Origin of the sequence: Uniformispora flossi (assembly GCF_049534875.1) — a bacterium.
Taxonomy (GTDB): domain Bacteria; phylum Actinomycetota; class Actinomycetes; order Streptomycetales; family Streptomycetaceae; genus Yinghuangia; species Yinghuangia aomiensis.
Genome location: NZ_JBMULZ010000026.1, coordinates 65,951 through 84,009, shown reverse-complemented (window position 1 = coordinate 84,009; position 18,059 = coordinate 65,951). Strand labels below are relative to the sequence as shown.

At 72.4% G+C, this 18,059-nt stretch carries 21 protein-coding genes; 7 read left to right on the top strand and 14 right to left on the bottom strand.

What is annotated here, in order from left to right; all coding sequences use genetic code 11:
- Positions 1–159 precede the first annotated feature (159 nt).
- Together ACPA54_RS35635 and ACPA54_RS35630 are read left to right on the top strand one after the other, a co-directional pair.
- A complete protein-coding gene (locus tag ACPA54_RS35635; RefSeq protein WP_423536194.1) occupies positions 160–1,641 on the top strand; it encodes an FAD-dependent monooxygenase in 1,482 nt (493 codons plus the stop codon).
- Positions 1,642–1,847: 206 nt separating this feature from the next.
- Entirely contained in the window at positions 1,848–2,510 is a 663-nt protein-coding gene (locus ACPA54_RS35630; RefSeq protein WP_423536192.1) for a DUF4389 domain-containing protein, read from the top strand.
- Between the two features lie 5 nt (positions 2,511–2,515).
- Here the strand turns inward: ACPA54_RS35630 and ACPA54_RS35625 are convergent, their stop codons facing one another.
- Both ACPA54_RS35625 and ACPA54_RS35620 read right to left on the bottom strand, forming a co-directional pair.
- The gene (locus ACPA54_RS35625; RefSeq protein ID WP_423536191.1) at positions 2,516–3,157 is read right to left on the bottom strand and encodes a 3-oxoacid CoA-transferase subunit B; all 642 of its coding nucleotides are present in this window, start codon (positions 3,155–3,157) and stop codon (positions 2,516–2,518) included.
- 1 nt (position 3,158) lies between these two features.
- Positions 3,159–3,962, bottom strand: a complete 804-nt coding sequence (locus ACPA54_RS35620; RefSeq protein ID WP_423536189.1) for a CoA transferase subunit A — start codon at positions 3,960–3,962, stop codon at positions 3,159–3,161.
- A gap of 193 nt (positions 3,963–4,155) precedes the next feature.
- On the opposite strand from ACPA54_RS35620, the gene ACPA54_RS35615 reads away from it, so the two are divergent.
- Both ACPA54_RS35615 and ACPA54_RS35610 read left to right on the top strand, forming a co-directional pair.
- A complete protein-coding gene (locus tag ACPA54_RS35615; protein WP_423536187.1) occupies positions 4,156–6,054 on the top strand; it encodes a helix-turn-helix domain-containing protein in 1,899 nt (632 codons plus the stop codon).
- Between the two features lie 374 nt (positions 6,055–6,428).
- Positions 6,429–7,241, top strand: coding sequence for an SDR family NAD(P)-dependent oxidoreductase (locus tag ACPA54_RS35610; protein ID WP_423536185.1), 813 nt, complete (start codon positions 6,429–6,431; stop codon positions 7,239–7,241).
- Between the two features lie 18 nt (positions 7,242–7,259).
- On the opposite strand, the gene ACPA54_RS35605 is transcribed toward ACPA54_RS35610, so the two are convergent.
- From ACPA54_RS35605 to ACPA54_RS35560, 10 genes are all read right to left on the bottom strand, one after another.
- The gene (locus ACPA54_RS35605; RefSeq protein WP_423536184.1) at positions 7,260–7,430 is read right to left on the bottom strand and encodes a hypothetical protein; all 171 of its coding nucleotides are present in this window, start codon (positions 7,428–7,430) and stop codon (positions 7,260–7,262) included.
- A 31-nt stretch (positions 7,431–7,461) separates the two neighbouring features.
- Complete coding sequence (locus tag ACPA54_RS35600) at positions 7,462–7,848, bottom strand: PRC-barrel domain-containing protein (RefSeq protein ID WP_423536182.1); 387 nt, start codon at positions 7,846–7,848, stop codon at positions 7,462–7,464.
- Positions 7,849–7,995: 147 nt separating this feature from the next.
- The gene (locus tag ACPA54_RS35595) at positions 7,996–8,223 is read right to left on the bottom strand and encodes a DUF5133 domain-containing protein (RefSeq protein WP_423536181.1); all 228 of its coding nucleotides are present in this window, start codon (positions 8,221–8,223) and stop codon (positions 7,996–7,998) included.
- A gap of 167 nt (positions 8,224–8,390) precedes the next feature.
- Entirely contained in the window at positions 8,391–8,561 is a 171-nt protein-coding gene (locus ACPA54_RS35590) for a DUF5670 family protein (protein ID WP_423536179.1), read from the bottom strand.
- Between the two features lie 27 nt (positions 8,562–8,588).
- Entirely contained in the window at positions 8,589–9,218 is a 630-nt protein-coding gene (locus ACPA54_RS35585; RefSeq protein ID WP_423536177.1) for a hemerythrin domain-containing protein, read from the bottom strand.
- A gap of 182 nt (positions 9,219–9,400) precedes the next feature.
- On the bottom strand, positions 9,401–10,294 hold the full coding sequence (locus tag ACPA54_RS35580) for a helix-turn-helix domain-containing protein (RefSeq protein ID WP_423536175.1): 894 nt from the start codon (positions 10,292–10,294) through the stop codon (positions 9,401–9,403).
- Between the two features lie 149 nt (positions 10,295–10,443).
- The gene (locus ACPA54_RS35575; protein WP_423536173.1) at positions 10,444–11,205 is read right to left on the bottom strand and encodes a glucose 1-dehydrogenase; all 762 of its coding nucleotides are present in this window, start codon (positions 11,203–11,205) and stop codon (positions 10,444–10,446) included.
- A gap of 108 nt (positions 11,206–11,313) precedes the next feature.
- Complete coding sequence (locus ACPA54_RS35570; RefSeq protein ID WP_423536171.1) at positions 11,314–12,936, bottom strand: ABC transporter substrate-binding protein; 1,623 nt, start codon at positions 12,934–12,936, stop codon at positions 11,314–11,316.
- Between the two features lie 250 nt (positions 12,937–13,186).
- Positions 13,187–14,164, bottom strand: a complete 978-nt coding sequence (locus ACPA54_RS35565; RefSeq protein ID WP_423536169.1) for an alpha/beta hydrolase — start codon at positions 14,162–14,164, stop codon at positions 13,187–13,189.
- A 186-nt stretch (positions 14,165–14,350) separates the two neighbouring features.
- A complete protein-coding gene (locus ACPA54_RS35560; protein WP_423536167.1) occupies positions 14,351–14,605 on the bottom strand; it encodes a DUF2795 domain-containing protein in 255 nt (84 codons plus the stop codon).
- A 415-nt stretch (positions 14,606–15,020) separates the two neighbouring features.
- Here ACPA54_RS35560 and ACPA54_RS35555 point away from each other — a divergent pair, with 415 nt between their 5' ends.
- Positions 15,021–15,419, top strand: a complete 399-nt coding sequence (locus ACPA54_RS35555) for a MarR family transcriptional regulator (RefSeq protein WP_423536165.1) — start codon at positions 15,021–15,023, stop codon at positions 15,417–15,419.
- Complete coding sequence (locus tag ACPA54_RS35550; protein ID WP_423536163.1) at positions 15,416–16,360, top strand: helix-turn-helix transcriptional regulator; 945 nt, start codon at positions 15,416–15,418, stop codon at positions 16,358–16,360. The genes ACPA54_RS35555 and ACPA54_RS35550 overlap by 4 nt, the downstream gene beginning before the upstream one ends.
- A 29-nt stretch (positions 16,361–16,389) precedes the next feature.
- Here the strand turns inward: ACPA54_RS35550 and ACPA54_RS35545 are convergent, their stop codons facing one another.
- Both ACPA54_RS35545 and ACPA54_RS35540 read right to left on the bottom strand, forming a co-directional pair.
- A complete protein-coding gene (locus ACPA54_RS35545; RefSeq protein ID WP_423536162.1) occupies positions 16,390–16,656 on the bottom strand; it encodes a DUF4235 domain-containing protein in 267 nt (88 codons plus the stop codon).
- A 35-nt stretch (positions 16,657–16,691) separates the two neighbouring features.
- Complete coding sequence (locus ACPA54_RS35540; RefSeq protein ID WP_423536160.1) at positions 16,692–17,540, bottom strand: Rieske (2Fe-2S) protein; 849 nt, start codon at positions 17,538–17,540, stop codon at positions 16,692–16,694.
- Between the two features lie 185 nt (positions 17,541–17,725).
- Here ACPA54_RS35540 and ACPA54_RS35535 point away from each other — a divergent pair, with 185 nt between their 5' ends.
- Positions 17,726–17,926 carry a CsbD family protein gene (locus tag ACPA54_RS35535; protein WP_423536158.1) on the top strand — a complete coding sequence of 67 codons (201 nt, stop codon included), beginning with the start codon at positions 17,726–17,728 and terminating at the stop codon, positions 17,924–17,926.
- Positions 17,927–18,059: the final 133 nt, after the last annotated feature.

Here is an 18,059-nt window from a genome sequence, read left to right as displayed (position 1 = left end):
CCCGCCCCCCTGGGCGGGGGGTCGGCCGCGCGGCGCCTCCCCCTCCCTGGACCAGGGCTTCAGCCGGGCTCGATGCCCACCGGCGAGTCTCGACGGGACACCGCGGACCGCGTCGTCCGCCCCGCCCGCCCATCCGCGGCGGCACAACCGGGAGGCCCTGTGGAAGCGACACACGAACGCGCCGACGTCGTCATCGTCGGAAGCGGCTACGGCGGCGCGATCACCGCGCTGCGGCTGGCCGAGGCGGGAGTCCGGTGCGTGCTGATCGAGCGCGGACGCCGCTGGCCCGTCACCCCGGCCGGCGACACGTTCACCACCCAGGTCGCCCCCGACGGCCGGGCCGCCTGGCTCGACACGAAGTCGCCGTTGAGCGAGGCCGTGTTCGACAAGTACACGGGCATCCTGGAGTCCTTCGAAGGCGAGGGGACCACCGTGCTCGCCGCGGCCGGATACGGCGGCGCGTCCCTCACCAGCAACGGCACGATGATCGAACCGCTCCCCCGGCTCTTCCGCGACGCCTTCGGCGACAGCCTCGACTACGACGAGATGCACGAGCGCTGGTACCCCGAGGCGCGCTCGCTGATCGGCTGCAGCCCCATCCCGGACGAGCTGTACGCGTCGCCCTTCTACGAGTCCGCGCGCACGTTCGCCGACCAGGCCGCCAAAGCCGGGCTCAGTGTGGAGAAGGTCGCCCTCGCCGTCGACTGGGACGCCATCCGCGGCGAGGCGGACGGCACCCGGGTCATGGCCGAACTCCTCGGCCTGAACCTGTTCGGCGTCAACAGCGGCGCCCAGCGCAGCCTGGACCGCACCCTGCTCGCCCGGGCCGAGGCGACCCTGCGGGTCGACGTCCGCACGCTCACCGACGTGACCGGCGTGCACCCCGACGGCGCCGGCTACCGGGTGGAGTACCAGCGGATCGACGAGACGGGCCGGGTGCTCGGCCGCGGCAGCCTGACCGCCCGGCACCTCGTCTTGTCCGCCGGCTCGCTCGGCACCACCCGGATGCTCGTCCGAGCCCGCGGAACCGGCGCCCTCCCGGACCTGGACGCGTCCGTCGGCAGCATGATCGGCAACAGCGAGCTGGTCACCATCCGCACCGGCATGCCGGAGAACAACCCGGGCCAGGGCGGCCCTTCGGCGATCCTCGTGCGCGACACGGAGAACCCGCACGCGCCGACCGCGATGCTCAACTTCCCGTGGGTCGACGCGCCTCCCGGCGTGGGTGCCATCGCCGCCATCGGCGCATCCCCCTCCCCGCCGGCCGGCAGCTACCGCTACGACGCCGACAGCGGCGAAGTCCGCATGACCTGGCCGGTCGACGACCCCCGCGTGCGCCGCATGACCGACGCCATGCACGCCACCCTGGACAAGCTGAACGCGGCCAACCCGGGCACCCGCACGGAGCTCACCATCTCCGGCGCCAGCGGCAACACCGTCGGCGGTGTCCCGCTCGGCCTCGCCTGCGACACCGCCGGCCGCCTGCACGGCTACCGCAATCTGTACGTCGTGGACGGTTCCCTGCTGCACGGCTCGTCGGCGGGAGTGCCGCCGGCGCTCACCGTCTCCGCGGTGGCGGCCCGCTGCGCGGCCCGGATCGTGCCGACGATCGCGGCGGACACCGGCCGCTACGGCGGCTGAACGGCGGCCGCCGCCGCGCGCCGCCGTGCGCGCCGGGGCCGCCGAGCCCGCCGGGCGGCGGGGCAGTGCCGGGCCCGGCACTGCCCCGTGGCCGGGGATCCGTCCTCCGCTGGCAGGCAGGGCCGACCGGGGGCAGGCTCGAACCAAGGGTTGACGCCCGGTCGAGAGCAAGCGACCGGTCGAGCCCTCGCGGTCAGGAGGCCCCCATGGACACCGACCAAGCCGGTCCGGCCCCCACTCCCGCGAGGTCGAGAACCCCGGCCCGCCTGGAAGGGGCCTTGGCGCCCGACCTGTCGCGCTGGCTGTGGCTGGTCAAGTGGCTGCTGATCATCCCCCACGCCATCGTGCTCGTGTTCCTGTGGATCGGCTTCCTGCTCGCCACCATCGTCGCGTTCTTCGCCATCCTGTTCACCGAGCGCTATCCGCGGACCCTCTTCGACTTCAACCTCGGCGTCCTGCGGTGGACCTGGCGGGTCGTCTTCTACAGCTACAACGCCCTGGGGACCGACCGCTACCCGCCGTTCAGCCTCGGCGAGGAACCCGGCTACCCCGCGCATCTGGACGTCGACTACCCCGAGCACCTGTCCCGCGGCCTGGTGCTGGTCAAGTGGTGGCTCCTCGCCATCCCGCAGTACCTCATCGTCGTGGCCTTCACGTCGGGCTTCTGGAAGGGGCCCGGCCTGCTGGCCGCGCTGGTGTTCATCGCGGGCGTGGCCCTGCTGTTCACCCGGCGCTACCCGCTCGGCCTCTTCGCCTTCGCGATGGGCCTGAACCGCTGGACACTCAGAGTCACCGCCTATGCGGCGTTGATGACCGACGTCTACCCGCCGTTCCGGCTCGACCAGGGCGGCGCCGAACCGGCCGACTAGGGCGGTCAGACCGACAGCACCACGCGCAGCTCGGCCGCGGTCGCGGCGATCACCTGCTCCGGCGTCACGCCCGGGGCGGTGTCCACGAGTTCGAGGCCGGTCGGGGTGACGTCGAGGACCGCGAGGTCGGTGATCACGCGGTGCACGACACCGCGCCCGGTGAGCGGCAGCGTGCAGCGCTCGACGATCTTGGGCGTCCCGTCCTTGGCGGTGTGCTCCATGAGCACGATGACCCGGCCCGCGCCGTGCACCAGGTCCATGGCTCCGCCCATGCCCTTGACCATGCGCCCGGGGACCGTCCAGTTCGCCAGGTCGCCGGCCGCCGAGACCTGCATGCCGCCGAGCACCGCGGTGTCGATGTGCCCGCCGCGGATCATCGCGAAGGACAGCGCGGAGTCGAAGAACGACGCCCCGGCCCGGACGGTCACGGTCTCCTTGCCGGCGTTGATCAGGTCCGGGTCGACGTACGGCTCCGCCGGGTACGGGCCGACGCCGAGGATGCCGTTCTCGCTCTGCAGGACGACGTCGGCGCCCGGCGGGAGGTGGTCGGGGATGAGGGTCGGCAGTCCGATGCCCAGGTTGACGTAGCTGCCGGGGGTCAGTTCGCGGGCCGCGCGGGCGGCCATTTCTTCACGGGTGAGGGCCATGTCAGTTCCCGGTCTCGGTCGTGGTCGCGGTCGTGGCGGACGGGGCGGACGTGGCGGACGGGGCGGTCGTGCGCTTCTCGATGCGCTTGTGCGCCGGGTCGGCGACGGCGACCACGCGCTGCACGAACACCCCCGGCAGGTGCACCGCGTCGGGGTCCAGTTCGCCCGCGGGGACCAGTCGCTCCACCTCGGCGACGGTGATACGCCCGGCCATCGCCACCAGAGGATTGAAGTTGCGGGCGGAGGCGTGGAAGACAAGATTGCCGTCGGTGTCCCCCACCGCTGCGCGCACCAGCGCGAAATCGGTGCGGACGGACTCCTCCAAGACGTACTCGACGCCGCCGAACACCCTGGTCTCCCGGGCCGGCGACGCCACCGCGACGGACCCGTCGGCGGCGTAACGCCACGGCAGGCCGCCTTCGGCGACCGCGGTGCCGACCCCCGCCGGCGTGTAGAACGCGGGGATACCGGAGCCGCCGGCCCGCAGCCGCTCGGCGAGCGTGCCCTGCGGGACCAGCTCCACCTCCAGTTCGCCGGCGAGGTACTGCCGGGCGAACTCCTTGTTCTCGCCCACGTAGCTCGACGTGGTCCGGACGACGCGCTTGGCGGCGAGCAGCACGCCCAAGCCGCCGTCGTCGACACCGCAGTTGTTGGAGACCACGTGAAGCCCGCCGACTCCCGCGTCCAGCAGCGCGTCGATCAGGTCGTGCGGGATGCCGCAGAGGCCGAATCCGCCGACCGCGACGGTGGCCCCGTCCGGGATGTCGGCGACCGCGTCGGCGGCGGAAGTCCATGTCTTGTCCATAGTCGGCTGACCCTAGGCACCGCCGACCGGGTCGGATATGGTCCGGACACACACATACCCTCGTCGAAGTGTGTGGCGAATCCCTATGCTCTGCCGCTCCCGCGCCGCATAACCTGACGCGGCCGGGGCGGCGGTGTTCGGCCGGCCGGGACTTCCGCGCCGCCGCAGGGTGTCGCCTGCCGTAGACCCCCCGATGGACAACACCATGGACACGCTGACCGCGGTCGCCGCCGTGCGCGGGCTGCTCGATCTGCTGCTGCGCGAGGCCGACCCCGCCGAGCTGGCAGCCCCGGTCGGCCGGCTGCGCGCCGCGGGCGCCGATGCGGCGATCCTCGCCGAGGCCGACGCCGCCTACGCCTCGGCCTTGCGGCTGCGCGACGTCCTCCGGGAGAGCCGCCGCCGCGAAGCGGAGCTGGCCGCCCTCAACGAAACCGCGGCCGATCTGGCGGCGCTGCGCGGCGAGGACGAGATCCTGCGGGCGATCGTGCAGCGCGCACGGTCGCTGCTCGCCACGGACACCGCCTACCTGTCCCTCGACGACCCCGCCGTCGGAGACACCTACCTGCGGGTGACGGCGGGCGTCGTGTCCCCGCGCTTCCGGCAGGTGCGGATGGCCGCCGGAGAGGGCATCGGCGGTCTCGTCGCCGCCCGCGGGACGCCGTTCACCACCGCGGACTACTTCGCGGACGACAGCTTCCGGCGCACCCGCGGCCTCGACGACGACGTCCGCGACGAGGGCCTCGTCGCCATGCTCGCGGTGCCGCTCCTGGCCGGCGACCGGGTGATCGGTGTGCTTTGGGCGTCCGACCGGCGGACCCGGGTGTTCGGCCCGCACGAGGTGTCCCTGCTCGCTTCGCTGGCCGCACACGCGGCCGTGGCCATCGGGAACGCCGCGCTGCTCGCCGACACCCGGGCTGCCGTCGCCGACTTGGCCGAGGCCAACGAACGCTCCCGGCAGCACGGCGATTCGGTCGAGCGGGCGGCCGCGGCGCACGACCGGCTCACCGGGCTGGTGCTGGCCGGCTCCGGGGTCGGCCAAGTCGTCGAGACGGTCGCCGAACTCGTCGCGGGCGAGGTCGTCCTGCTGCTCGGGGAGACCCCCGATACCGCCGAAATCCAAGCGGAAGAAGCCGATTTCGCCGCGGCACACGAACAGGCGACGGCCACCGGGCGCGCCGCCCGGGCGGGTGGTGTCGACGTCGTCCCGGTGGTCGCGGGCACCGAGCGGCTCGGCCTGCTCGTCCGGCGCGGTGCCGACGACGCGGCGTCGGCGGCGTCCGACACCCGGATTCTGGAGCGCGCGGCGATGATCGTCGCGCTGCTGCTGCTGTTCCGGCGGTCGGTCGCCGAAGCCGAGCACCGGCAGGCGAGCGAGCTGGTCCACGACCTGATCGCCGGGACGGCGCGCGACCCCGCGGCGCTCGCCGACCGCGCCGCACGGCTCGGCGCCGATCTGGCGCAGCCGCACGCCGTCGTCGTGGCGGATGCCCCCGGCGCCGACCGGAGCCGACTGGCCTCTGCCGCCGGGCACTTGGCCGCGACAGCGGGCGGCCTCGCGGGCGAGGTCGACGGCCACACCGTGCTGCTGCTCCCCCGCATGGCGGCGACCACCGCCGCCCGGCGCACGGCCACCGAGATCGGAACCGCCCTGGGACGCCCGGTCACCGCCGGTGCCGCGGGACCCGTCGCCGATGCGGCGGCTCCGGCCGCCGCCTACACCGAGGCACGCCGTTGCCTGGGCGCGCTGTACGCGCTCGGCCGCGGCGGCGAAGGCGCGGCAGCCGACGAACTCGGCTTCGTGGGACTGCTTCTGGCGAACACGAAGGACGTTCCCGGCTTCGTACAGGACGCCTTGGGACCGCTCCTCGCCTACGACCGCGCCCGGGGAACGGAGTTGACCCGCACCGCGGAGGCCTACTTCGCCGCCGGGCGAAGCGTGGCCCGCACCGGCGAGACCCTGCATATCCACGTCAACACGGTCGCCCAGCGGCTCGACCGCATCACGGCCCTGCTCGGCCCCGAGTGGCGGGACGCGGGACGCGAGCTCCAGGTCCGCCTCGCCCTGCACCTGTGGCCGCTGCTGCCGGAGTGACCCGCGAGCGGCGGCTCCTCCATCCCTCGGCCGGTGCTGCGATATCGGGCGATACAGCGCAGCCGCGCACAGCTCCCGCTCACCACCCGCTCCACCACCCGGCACAGCCGCGGGGCGCTGTCCTGATCCAGATCACCGGCCACGCGCACCGGCACCGTGCCGCCGTCCCGCTCGACGTCGACGTCGACGTGCCAAGTCCAGCGGCAGCGGCTCCTCCGCGGCCCGTCGCCGTGCGCCGCCACGGGGCAGGTTTCCGGCAGCCCGCCCCCGGCCGGTTCCGGTCCAGAGGTCGACCGCAGCAGCGCCGCGAAGGTCAACCCCGTATACGAAGTCCACCCCGTGTGCCGATGGTGCTTCCGGGTAGCCGCGGGGCCATGAACCAGACGCAACCACCGACGCCCGGCCTTGCCCTGGTCACCGGCGCATCCAGCGGAATCGGACGCGAACTGGCCGCGGAGTTCGCCCTGCGCGACTGGGACCTGCTGATCTGCGCCGAGGACGCCGGCATCGACCGCGCGGCCGAGAGCCTCGCCGCCCTCGGCGGCGGGACGGTCCGGGCGCTGCGCGAGGACCTGCGCAACTACGACGGTGTCGAACGCCTGTGGGCGGCCGCGTGTGAGGACCGCCGCGTGCCGACGGTCGCCGTGCTGAACGCGGGTGTCGGCCAGGGCGGCCCGTTCGTCGAGAACGACCTGCGTGACGAACTCGACATCATCGCGCTGAACTGCACCTCGACCGTGCACCTCGCGAAGCTCGTCCTCACCGAGATGAAGCAGCGCGGCGTAGGGAAGATCCTGGTCACATCGTCCATCGCGGCGACGATGCCCGGTTCGTTCGAGGCCGTCTACAGCGCGTCCAAGTCGTTCGTGCAGTCCTTCGCGCTGGCGGTACGCAACGAGCTGAAGGGCACCGGGGTCACCGTGACCTGCCTGATGCCCGGCCCGACCGACACCGATTTCTTCGAACGCGCCGACATGCTCGACACGCCCGCCGGCCAGGGCCGGAAAGACGACGCGGCCGAAGTCGCCCGGCAGGGCTACGAAGCGCTCATGGACGGCAAGGAACGCGTCGTCGCCGGATCACTCAAACCGAAGGCACAGGCGGTGGCAGCGAGCGTGCTCCCGGACAGCGTCAAAGCACAACTGCACCGGCACATGGCCGAACCGGAGTCGAACGACAACGAGTGACCGCCATGTCGCTTAAGGTCACGGACGTCCGCGCCGCGGCGAGTGACCGCGGTAGCGCAGTCCCGCGACCACGAGGACGCCGACGAAGATCACGACTCCGATGACGAGGAGCCAGATCAGCCCCTTCGCCAGCACGCCGATGAAGCCGCAGACCACGGCGACCAGGAGCAGGAACCAGAACCATCCCACGGGGCCTCCTCGACAGTGTCCGCGTCCGACGTCAGCGGCGGGCCAGCCGGCGCTCCCCGTCCATGCCGGGTTCGTACGGGAGACCGTAGTAGCCGAAGATGCCCGGCTCGTCTTCGGCGGCGAGCACCCCGTCGGTCTCGATCGAGGGCGCCGACTTCACTTGCGGCTTCGAGAAGGGCACCTCGACGTAGTCCGGGCCGACGACCGCGTCGTGGACCGGGACGAAGACCAGTCGGCGTCGGCCGCCGTGCCCCGTCGTCACGGTCGCCATCGCCGGGTCGTCGGATCGGGTGTCCACGTAGACCGCCTCCAGAGAGCCGATCTTCTTGCCCTTCGCGTCGACCACGTGGTGGCCGACCCATTCCCGCAGATCCGCGGTGTTGACCATCTCCGCCTCCGGGTTCGCCGCACAAGCCACCCCTCCAGCTTGCGCGCGTTCGCAAAGGACGCCAACCGGGCGGCATATGCGCGCCTACACGCACACACGTGGCTGCCGGGGAGGTGGCGCGAGTACGCGTCACCACCCCGGCAGCGTTCGAGCGGGCCTCGCGGCCCCGATCAGGGATCAGGCGGTCAGCAGGGAATCGTCTCCGGGTTGCGCGCCGGGCAGCCGGTGGCGTGCGGCGACCAGCGCGGCGTCGACGTCGGAGGTGCCGGTGGACACACACAGGGTGTAGGCCAAGTCGTCCATGCGGCGCTGCACTTCGGGCGTGCTCTGCTCGGCGCCCAAGAGCGCCAGCACGTCGTAGTCCGCGACCAACTTCGCCAGAACCGCCGGGTGGGCCATCAGCATATGCGCCTCCTCAAGACCGGAGCGCCCGGCGATCGGGGCTCGTCAGCAGCCGCTACCCGCATCAGGCGGGGCCACACCCGCACGGGACTCGGCAGACGTCCCGGGACGACCGGGAAGCCACGAAACGACGTCGGGCACATGCGCATGTCGGGCAATGCGCACATGAACTACCAGCGGTACCAGCGCCCGCGCCGACCGCCCGTTCCGGTGCTGCGGAACAGGAATCCGAGCAGCCAGAAGACCAGAACGATGATTGCTATCCACCACAGGGCCTTCAGTGCGAACCCTGCGCCGAAGAGGACGAGCGCCAGCAAGAGAACCAGGATAATAGGAATCATAACTACGCAGTGCCCGCAAATCGCTTCTTAATGTGCCGAGTTCGGCGACTTCTTTCCCTGCCGGGTCCGAGGGTCGCGCCGATGCGGCAAGTCGCTGCGCGAGCGGCCGGGGTGCGCGGGCCTGGTCGCCGGGTTCGCCGCGTCGGGAGTCCCCGACGGGATGAGGCGGTCGGCCGGGGACGGCTCTTCGAGCTGAACGCCGCTCGGGCGCTGCGTCACCCGGCGGGCGGCGCGCAACTGCGCGGCGACGCGATCCAAGTCCGCGGCGGAAGCCGCCCCGCGGAGCGCGGGGAAGAGCACGTGCTCCTGCCGCCGGGCGTGGTCCCTGAAGTCGAACAGCACCCGGGTGACGAGCGTGTCGGCCTGCGGGCCGGAGCCGCGCGCGGAGGAGAGGTCCCTCAGCAAACGATCGAGGCGCGTCCGGTCGGTCTGCTCGCGGCCGGCGAGGTCGGCGCCTTCGTCCACCCGCAACCGCAGCAGGGGATCCAGGAACCGGGCCTCGGCGCCGGCATGACGGCTCAGAACGACGATCGCCTCGCCGATGAGGCGTCGGCGACGGGGATCCCCCCACGGCAGCGCCTTGATCCGGATCAAGAGCCGGTCGGCCCTGCGGTGGTCGTCGATGAAGTCCGCGATGACATCTGCGGTGGGTGCCATGGCCGTGGGTTCGCCTCCCGGTTGTTCGCGGCTGCCGCGGCGGGTCCGCGGCCCCACCACGACGCTTCCCGCGCCCTGCCGAGTCACGCACACCCTCGTCTCGGGCGTGACCGGCGCCGCCGACGCAATCGACCTCGCCGGACCGCGCCGCTCGGGCGCCCGCCGTGCCCGCCGCGACCGGGTCATCGTTCCCAGGGGCTCTGCCCGCCGATCGCCGCCGACGCCTCGCGGGCCCGGTCGGCGATGGTGCGGGTCCAGGTCGCGCACGTGCGGGCGGGCACGCGGCGGCGGCTGGCGACCACGGAGATGGTGTAGCGCTGATTGCCGTGGTGGTCGTGGACCGGGGCGTGGATGGTGCCCACGTCGGTGGTTCCTTCGGGGACCGACGCGGTGAACTCCGCCCAGTCGACATCCGGGAGGTAGCGGCGGAGCGTGGTGATGACGGCCTCCGACATGCCCGAGGTGACCAGGTCGGCCAGAACGTCGTTGCGGGCGGCGGGGGCCTCGGTGAGGCGTTCGATGAGGAAGCCGGACGCGCGGGCTTCCCGCACGATGCGGCGCAGTGTGCTGCGCCGTGCGGCGACGGGGAGCAGCGGCGGCTGGTCCAGCCAGGAGTCCACGACCTGGTCGCTGCTCCACAGCAGTTCCGGCAGGCCGAGGGGCGGGACGGCCGGGAAGCGCTCGCCGACCAGGTCCCGCGGACCGCCGACGGTGATGGCGCCCACGCGGCCGACGACGACGAGGTCGCCGTCCCGGAGCGTGGTCAGCAGGCAGCCCAGTCCGAGGTCCTTGTGCAGGGTATGGAGGAACGGGACCAACACGTCGAGTGGCGCGATGCTGCCCTCGGCCGCCCGGCCGATGCGGGTGAGCGCGGGGCCCAGGCGGTAGGTCTTGCCCTCGGTCCGGTGGGCGAACCCGGTCTCCGTCAGGGTGGTCAGGATGCCCAGGCAGGTGGGCTTGCTGAGGTCGAGGCGCTCGGCGATGACGGCCAGCGGGAGGGGCGCGCCCGCATGCTCGGCCAGGAGGTTGAGGACCTGGGTGACCCGTTCGGTCGGCGGGGAACGGCGCTCGGGCATCGTGTGCCTCCTCCTGCTTTTCTGTCGGTACCGGTGGCCGGCGCGCCATCCGTGCCGCGGTGCGGCGGCGGACGGCGCGCCGGAAGGATCCCATACCAGGAGGTGGAGGCGCCGGTCAGGTGCGGCGCCGTCCCGTGGTCAGGCGCGTCTCACGCGCCCGCGGTCCAGCCGCCGTCGAAGACGAACTCCGAGCCGGTGGAGTACGACGACTCGTCCGAGGCGAGGAAGAGCGCGAGGCCGGCGGCCTCTTCGACGGTCCCGATGCGGCCGAGCGGCAGTTTGGCCATGGGGTCCAGGCCGGACTGCCGTGCCATGTCGAGCCCGGACCGGGCCATGTCGGTGTCGACGGCTCCGGGGTGCATCGAGTTGACCCGGATGCCCTGCGGGCCCAGTTCGATGGCCGCCGCCTTGGTGAGGCCGCGGATCGCGAACTTGGTGGCGACGTAGGCGCTGGTGTACGCGGCGCCGACGAGTCCGTTCATCGAGGACACGTTGACGATCGACCCGCCGCCGGCCGCGGCGATGGCCGGTGCGGCGGTCCGGATGCCGAGGAAGCAGCCGAGCAGGTTGATCTCGACCACCCGCATGAAGTCGGCGGTGGTCGTGTCGGCGATCGACGCGAAGTGGTTGACGCCCGCGTTGTTGACGAGCACGTCGAGCCGGCCGAACCGGTCCGTCGCGAGCTGGACGGCCGCCGTCCAGTCGGTGTCGCTGCGGACGTCCAGGCGGGTGTAGACGGCGTCGGCACCGATCGCCTCGGCGACGTTCCCGCCCTCCCCGTCCAGCACGTCGGCGAGGACGACCCGCGCTCCCTCGGCGGCGAAGCGCCGTGCGTGCGCCGCTCCTTGCCCCTTCGCCGCACCGGTGATCAGGGCCACTTTGCCCGCCAGCCTGCCGCTGTCCCGCGCCACGGGATCTCCTCTCTCCTACGTTGTCGCGCCACGCCGCCGAACCGGGAACGTGCACCGGGCGGCGGGCGCTTCGGCGATATCCGACGGCTGCCGATATCCGACGGCTGCTCAGCCGGTGAGGGCGATCTGATCCATCAGCAACTGGCCCTCGCTGACGAGGGAGACTCCGGTGATGCCGGTCCGGGCCACCGTCGAGGTGGTCGCTTCCTGCCAGACCCACAGCGGGAGGTCCTTGCCGGTCTCGCGGACGAGGTCGGTGTACGCCTGCTTGCGGGCCTCCGGCGTGGTGGCCGCGCGGGCGGCGTCGAGGGCGCGGTCGACGGCCGGGTTCGCGTAGCCGCCGTAGTTCGACGCACTGGTCGAGCGCAGCAGCGTGTCGAACGCGGGGTCCGGGTCCGCCTGCCACATGCCGTAGTTCTGCGCCTGGAAGTCCCGGTTGACGAGGCCCTTGGTGATGTAGGCGCCGACCTCGATCGCCTCGATCTCCATGTGCGCGTTGGCGTACTGGTTGATGCGGCTCTGCATGTACTCGGCCGTCTTGCGCGCGGTGGCGTGCTGCTGCGTCAGGAAGGTGAAGTTCACCGGCTTGCCCTCGGCCGCCAGCTCGTTGAACAGCCGCTGCGCCTCGGCCTGGTTGTACGAGGGCTGCTGGGCCACCGACGGATCGATCAGCGCCGAGTTCTCCCGGAACATGCCCGGGGCGGCCTTGACTTCGCCGTTGAACAGGGTCTTCATCATGGCCCCGGGGTCCATGGCGAGGGCGATCGCGCGGCGTGCGCGCGGGTCGTCGAACGGCGCCCGCTTCACGTTGAAGAGGAGGAACTGCCCGCCGTCCACCTGCTGCGTCTGAACGCTGAGCTTCTTGGCCTTGGCGTCCGCGCCGGCCTGGCCGTCCGAGGTCACCGTCAGGTCCGCCTGGCCCGAGGTGATGGTATTGAGGATCTGCTGGTTGTCGGCCATGGTCTTGAACGTCACCTCGTCGAGGTGCGGCAGGCCCTGCTGCCAGTACGCGGTGTTGCGGACCATCGTCTGGTGGTCGCCGCGCACCCACTCCTTGAGCTTGAACGGGCCCGCCCCCACCGGCTTCGCGCCGAAGCCCGCCGGGTCTGCGCGGAACGCGGTCGGGGAGGCGATGAAGGACAGGCCGTAGGCGACGGTGCGGTCGAAGCTCAGGTTCGGCGTCGCCAGCGTGATCCGCAGTTCGAGCGGGCCCGCGACCTCGGTGGTGACACCCGCGACGAGGCCCCGCCGCAGGGACTTCATCGCCGGGTCGGCGTGCGCGTCCCAGTTGGCCTTGACCGCGGCCGCGTCGTAGGGCGTGCCGTCCGTGAATGCCACGCCGGGGCGGATCTTGAGCGTCCAGACCTTGCCGGCGGCGTCGGGCTTGAGGCTCTCGGCGATGCGCGGCCGGACTTCCCCGGTCTTCGGGTCGAGCGTCATGAGGAAGTCGTACAGCGCGGCCATGCGGCTGCCGTCCGCGGTCGCCGTGTACGACGCGACGAACGGGTCCAGCGACCGGGAGTCGACGGGGAGCGGGATGCTGATCTTGCCGCCCTGCCGGGCAGGCGCGTCCGACGCACCGCTGTCCGCCGCCTTCGAGCCGCCGCCGCATCCGGCGGCCCCGAGAGCGAGAACGACCGCGGCCGCAATGGCGGGCAGGCCACGTGTCCGGCGCGCCGCGCGGCGTCCCGAATCGACGTGGCCTCTGGAGAAAGCGGGCCGCAAGGCCATCGGTGGCTCCTGGTTCATGGGGGTGAAGCGGCAGCGCGCCGCCGCAGCCCATGATGCTTGCCTGTGACAAGAAAACAAGACCAACGGATGCCAAAGTTGGAATATGCGTTCCACAGTCGGAACACTGTGATGGAGGCTGAGGGGGCGGCGGCGCCCCGGAAACGGGCATGGCGATCCGCGGATCCGCCACCACGAACTGCTGCCGCCCGCCCGGATCCCGGGCGGGCGGCAGCAGGCGGCAGGGCGCGGCTCAGTTGTCGTGGAGTGCCGTGCGCAGAGCCTCGATCGCCAGGTGGCGCGCGACGTTCGCGGCGCGGGTGTCGCGCAGGCTGTCCAGCAGCAGGAAGTCGTGGACCATGCCGGCCACCCGGACCGAGGTGACGTCGACACCCGCCTCGCGGAGCTTGTTGGCGTACATCTCGCCCTCGTCGCGCAGGACGTCCGCCTCGTCGGTGATGACCAACGTCGTCGGCAGCCCCCGGAGCTGGTCGAGGGAGGCCCGGAGCGGGGAGGCGTAGTGCTGCTTACGCTCGGCCGGGTCGGTGGTGTACGCGTCCCAGAACCACTTCATGCCGTCGCGGGTGAGGTAGTAACCCTCCGCGAACTGCAGGTACGACGGCGTGTCGAAGTCCGCGTCCGCCACCGGGTACAGCAGCACCTGGGCCTTCAGGTCGATGCCGTCCTCGCGCTCCTTGTTCATGAGGGCGAAGACCGCCGACATGCATCCGCCGACCGACTCCCCCGTCACCGCCACCCGCGAGGTGTCCAGGCCGTGGTCGGCGCCGTTCTTGCGGACCCACTGGCCGACGGCGTAGTTCTGCTCCACCTGGGTGGGGTACTTCGCTTCCGGCGCCCGGTCGTACACCGGGAACACGCCCGCGGCGCCGGCCCCGACGACCAGCTCCCGGAACAACCGGTCGTGTGTCTTGTCGTCACCGAAGACCCAGCCGGCACCGTGGATGTAGACCACCACGGGGAGCGCGCCCGTCGCGCCCTTCGGGCGGATGATGCGCGTCCGCACCTTCCCCCACTTTCCGGCGTCGACCTCCACCCACTCCTCGTCCACCTCCGGGCGGGGGACGCCCTCGCCGCTCTGCAGACCGGCGAGGATGTCGCGGCCCTGCTCGGGCGGCACCTCGTAGATCCGCGGGTGCGGGTCCGTGGCCTCGGCCAACTGCCGTGCGGCAGGCTCCAAGTACGGCGTGACGGGCGGCGGATGCTGCGCCATGTGTACTCCAAGTGCGTGCTGACGCCCATATCAGGGCTCGGGCCCCCGGTGTCTCCCCCCGACCCATGATTCCGGCGCGGCAGGCCACCGCAAGCGGGGACGCGTGCCGCTAGGCCACCGGTGTTGTCCCTCCCGAAAGACGACCAGGTGCCGAACGCCGACCGCCGAAGAACCCCGATCCCGTTGTCACGCGTCCGGGCCGAGGATCGTGACGCGGAGCTGGTTCGGCCCGACGATCGGGCGGTCCGGCAGGGCGGCGAGCGCTTCGGCGAGCCGGGGCGCCGCGTGATTGCGGACCGCGAGGGCGGCCAGTTCGGCGGGACGCGCCGGGTAGACGGCACCGATCAGGGCATCGTGGAGATCGGCCGCCGTCAGGTCTGCCGAGCCGTGCGGTGCGAAGTCGGCGATCGGGTCGACCGGGAGCGGGTGGGACGGCGTCACCACGGGTTCCTTTCCGGGGCGTCGTGGGGTTGATCGTGAAACGGACGGCATCGGGTGGTGCCGAACGAAGGGCGCGGCTATCCGCGAAACGAACGTCGCCCGGGTCGAGGCGCTGCCGGTCGTTCGTGAGCGGAGGACGGCGGCAGACGCGGGCACACCGTGCCGGGCGCGGCGGCGCCGGGCACGGCGGCACCGGGCACGGGGCCTCGGTCTCCTTGGGTCCACCCCGGTCCACTCCGGTCCGCCCCGGTCTCATTCAGCCCAATTCAGTCCAATCCAGTCCGTTCCTGTGCGGATAGAGGCGTGCAAAGCTTGCGGTGCTCCCAGCATGTGAGCAGCGGGATTGCGCGGCAAGACAAATAACGAAACACAATTCATGCATCACACCGCAGCTGTCCTCCGGCATGATGGGGTCATGAACGACGCACGCGGCGCGGGATGGACCTTCCTGACGAACCATGCCCGTGTTCTCACCGCCGTCGCCCGCGACCCCGAGATGCGCGTGCGCGACATCGCGTCGGCGTGCCTGCTCACCGAGCGCACGGTCCAGCACATCCTCGCCGAGTTGGAGCAATCGGGTTACCTCTCGCGCACCCGCACCGGCCGCCGCACGACCTACCGGGTCATCCCCGGGACGGCGCTGCGGCACCCGGCCGATGGCGGCCGCCCGGTCGCGGAAGCCCTCGGGATCCGCGCCGATCTCGGCACGGAAGCACGCGCCCGGGAGCCCGCCGCCGCGTACGGCGCGGCGGCGGGCCCGTGGCAGCCGCGGGAACCCTCGTACGCCCGCGAACGAGACACCGCGGAGGAATGATGCAGACGCTTTCGTTCAGCAGTTCGGACCTTGCCGAGACCGAGGAGTTCCTGTCCTCGGCCTACACCCCCATGAGCATCGGCGGACGACCGGAGCACTCGCGCGCGCGGATCGTGCGCCATGCCGCGGACCGGCTGATGGTCGACCGGCTCTCGTTCGACTACACGATGGCGTACGACGCCGGGTGCCTGAACCAGGTCTGCCTCGTGACCGTGCACGAAGGCAGCTTCGTCGACAGCACCGACGGAGCGTACGAAGTGTTCGGCGCCGGCGAAACGTTCATGATCGCCCCGTTCGACCGCCCGTACCAGGGCGAAGTCCGTTCCGCCCGCTACACGATCACCATGTTCGACCCGGCGCTCCTCGGCGAGGTCGCCGCCACCGGCGGCGGGACGCCGGGCGACGTCCGGTTGACCGGACAGCGGGCGATCGCTCCGCAGGCGAACCGGGCGCTGGGCGCGGCCGTGGCCTACCTGCGCGACCACGTACTCACGGACGACGTGGTCGGCGGCAGTCCGCTGGCGGTCGCCACGGCGGCCCGCCACTTCGCCGCCGTGGCACTGGCCTCGATGCCGAACAGCCTGGGGGACGAGACTGCGTCCGACAGCCTGGACGCCGACAATCGCACGGTCCGCACCGCCATCGCCTTCATCGAGGCGCACGCCCATCTCGACATCGCGCTCGCCGACATCGCGGCGTCCGTCCCCGTGACGCCGCGCGCCGTGCAGTACGCGTTCGCGCGGCACGCCGACACCACGCCGCTGGCGTACCTCCGGCAGGTGCGCCTGGCCCGCGCCCACGACGATCTGCGGGGTGCGGACCCCGCGGCCTCCACGGTCACGGACGTCGCACTGCGCTGGGGGTTCACCCACCAGGGCCGCTTCGCGGCCGCGTACCGCCGGCGCTACGGCGTCCCGCCGTCGACGACGCTGCGCGGCTGAGCCCGGACCCGCCGGCACCCGGAGGCGAATCAGGCGGGCCAGGTCCCGGTCATGCGGCGGAAGGCCGCCGCCCCGCCGCGGTCGGCGGCGGCCTTGATGGCACCGAAGATGGCCCCCTGCAGCGCCGCCGCGACGAGCACTTCGCGCCAGCGCCGGTCCTCGTCGGTGGGGTCCGGCGCGTCCTCGTCGCGGCCGACGGCCTTCCACGCCTGCCTGAACAGCGCGCCCGCCGCCATGCCGCTCAGCGCGCCGAGCAGCAACCCGACGGGCCGGTACACGATCTTCGCGGTGTTCACGGATGCTCCCTTCGCCGCGCTCGGCGGCCACGTCGTCAGGCGTCCCGGAGTCGGACGCGGAGATTCCCGTCGTCGATGCGGGTGTCGTAGGCCGGCTGGGGCGCCGTCGCGGGGCCGTGCACCACGTGGCCGTCGGCCGCGTCGAACACACTGCCGTGCCACGGGCAGGTCAGGCAGCCGTCCGCCGCCTCGCCGTCCCACAGCGGCCCGGACAAGTGCGAGCATCGCCCGGCGAGGACGTCGGCGTCGGCGCCGTGCCGAATGACGACCAGCGGGGTTTCCCCGAGCATGCGCATCGTCGGCTGCCCTTCGTCGAAGTCCGACAGCGCCCCGAGGCCGTGCCACTCGCCGTCGTCGGCTGCGGCGACGCCGTCGGCGTGGTTGGCTCCGGTCGCCTGGCGGTACGACAGGTGACCGCCGAGGAAGCCGCCGACGCCGACCGCGGTCAGTCCGGCGAGCGCCAAGGCGCGGCCTTGTCCGTGCCGTCCGCGGATCCGGGCCGCCAGCGATGCGCCGTACAGCCCGACCGCCGCGATGTTGCAGGCCGCGTGGACGAGGCCGACGCGCTGCTGCTTCGGGCGGGTGGCCGCCCAGTCCGCGGCCCCGGCCGCGGCGGTGGGTGCGGCAGCCGCCAGGCCTGTGGCGATCAGGGCGGTCGCCGCCGGGCCGGTTCCCGGGATGAAGTCGAGGACGGTCGCGGACACCCACGTGCCGATGGGCACCTGCACCAGCAGCGGATGCACGGGGTGGCCGATGGGCACACCGTGCAACGCGTCCTGCACGGCGCCGTCCGGTATGTGTGCCAAGGCGTTGCGCAGGATTTCCGCGGGTCGGTCAAGAATCTCCGCGTGCTCGAGGCCGTTCGGGATTGCGTCGACGTTCATGCTGGGGCGGCTGCCCGGCTGGGACGCCGGCATGCGTGCCGGGTACGACCCGGATTTCGATTGCGCCGTCCGGCGCAATCCGCTGCCCGGCCCGGAGGCGGGCCGGTGCCCGAGGCCGCAGGGTAGGACGAGGGCCACCCGATCCGGCGGCCCGCAGTCGACGATCCGATCCGAGGAGTTCCGCCATGAGCGGCGACAGCGCGATGGACAAGCTCAAGGGCAAGGCCAAGGAGGTTGCCGGGAAGGTCACCGGCGACAAGCGGCAGGAGTCCGAAGGCCGGACCGACCAGGCCAAGGGCGAGGTCAAGGAAACCGCCGAGAACGCCCGCGACCAGGTCCGGGGGATGCGCGACTCGCTCACCGACAACAGCTCGGACGAGTCCTGACGCGTAGGCCTGCCAGGGTGAACACCGCCGGGCGGCGGCACGCTCCGCGACAGCGGCGTGCCGCCGCCCCGCGGCCCCGGGGGGGGGCCCCCCCCCCGCGGCGCGACCGCGGGGGCATATACAACACAGAAGC

Coding starts and splice junctions, on each gene's coding strand:
- ACPA54_RS35630 (WP_423536192.1), top strand. CDS start 1,848: ATGGACACCGACCAAGCCGGTCCGGCCCCCACTCCCGCGAGGTCGAGA.
- ACPA54_RS35625 (WP_423536191.1), bottom strand. CDS start 3,157: ATGGCCCTCACCCGTGAAGAAATGGCCGCCCGCGCGGCCCGCGAACTG.
- ACPA54_RS35620 (WP_423536189.1), bottom strand. CDS start 3,962: ATGGACAAGACATGGACTTCCGCCGCCGACGCGGTCGCCGACATCCCG.
- ACPA54_RS35615 (WP_423536187.1), top strand. CDS start 4,156: ATGGACAACACCATGGACACGCTGACCGCGGTCGCCGCCGTGCGCGGG.
- ACPA54_RS35610 (WP_423536185.1), top strand. CDS start 6,429: ATGAACCAGACGCAACCACCGACGCCCGGCCTTGCCCTGGTCACCGGC.
- ACPA54_RS35595 (WP_423536181.1), bottom strand. CDS start 8,223: ATGCTGATGGCCCACCCGGCGGTTCTGGCGAAGTTGGTCGCGGACTAC.
- ACPA54_RS35590 (WP_423536179.1), bottom strand. CDS start 8,561: ATGATTCCTATTATCCTGGTTCTCTTGCTGGCGCTCGTCCTCTTCGGC.
- ACPA54_RS35585 (WP_423536177.1), bottom strand. CDS start 9,218: ATGGCACCCACCGCAGATGTCATCGCGGACTTCATCGACGACCACCGC.
- ACPA54_RS35580 (WP_423536175.1), bottom strand. CDS start 10,294: ATGCCCGAGCGCCGTTCCCCGCCGACCGAACGGGTCACCCAGGTCCTC.
- ACPA54_RS35570 (WP_423536171.1), bottom strand. CDS start 12,936: ATGGCCTTGCGGCCCGCTTTCTCCAGAGGCCACGTCGATTCGGGACGC.
- ACPA54_RS35565 (WP_423536169.1), bottom strand. CDS start 14,164: ATGGCGCAGCATCCGCCGCCCGTCACGCCGTACTTGGAGCCTGCCGCA.
- ACPA54_RS35555 (WP_423536165.1), top strand. CDS start 15,021: ATGAACGACGCACGCGGCGCGGGATGGACCTTCCTGACGAACCATGCC.
- ACPA54_RS35550 (WP_423536163.1), top strand. CDS start 15,416: ATGATGCAGACGCTTTCGTTCAGCAGTTCGGACCTTGCCGAGACCGAG.
- ACPA54_RS35540 (WP_423536160.1), bottom strand. CDS start 17,540: ATGAACGTCGACGCAATCCCGAACGGCCTCGAGCACGCGGAGATTCTT.
- ACPA54_RS35535 (WP_423536158.1), top strand. CDS start 17,726: ATGAGCGGCGACAGCGCGATGGACAAGCTCAAGGGCAAGGCCAAGGAG.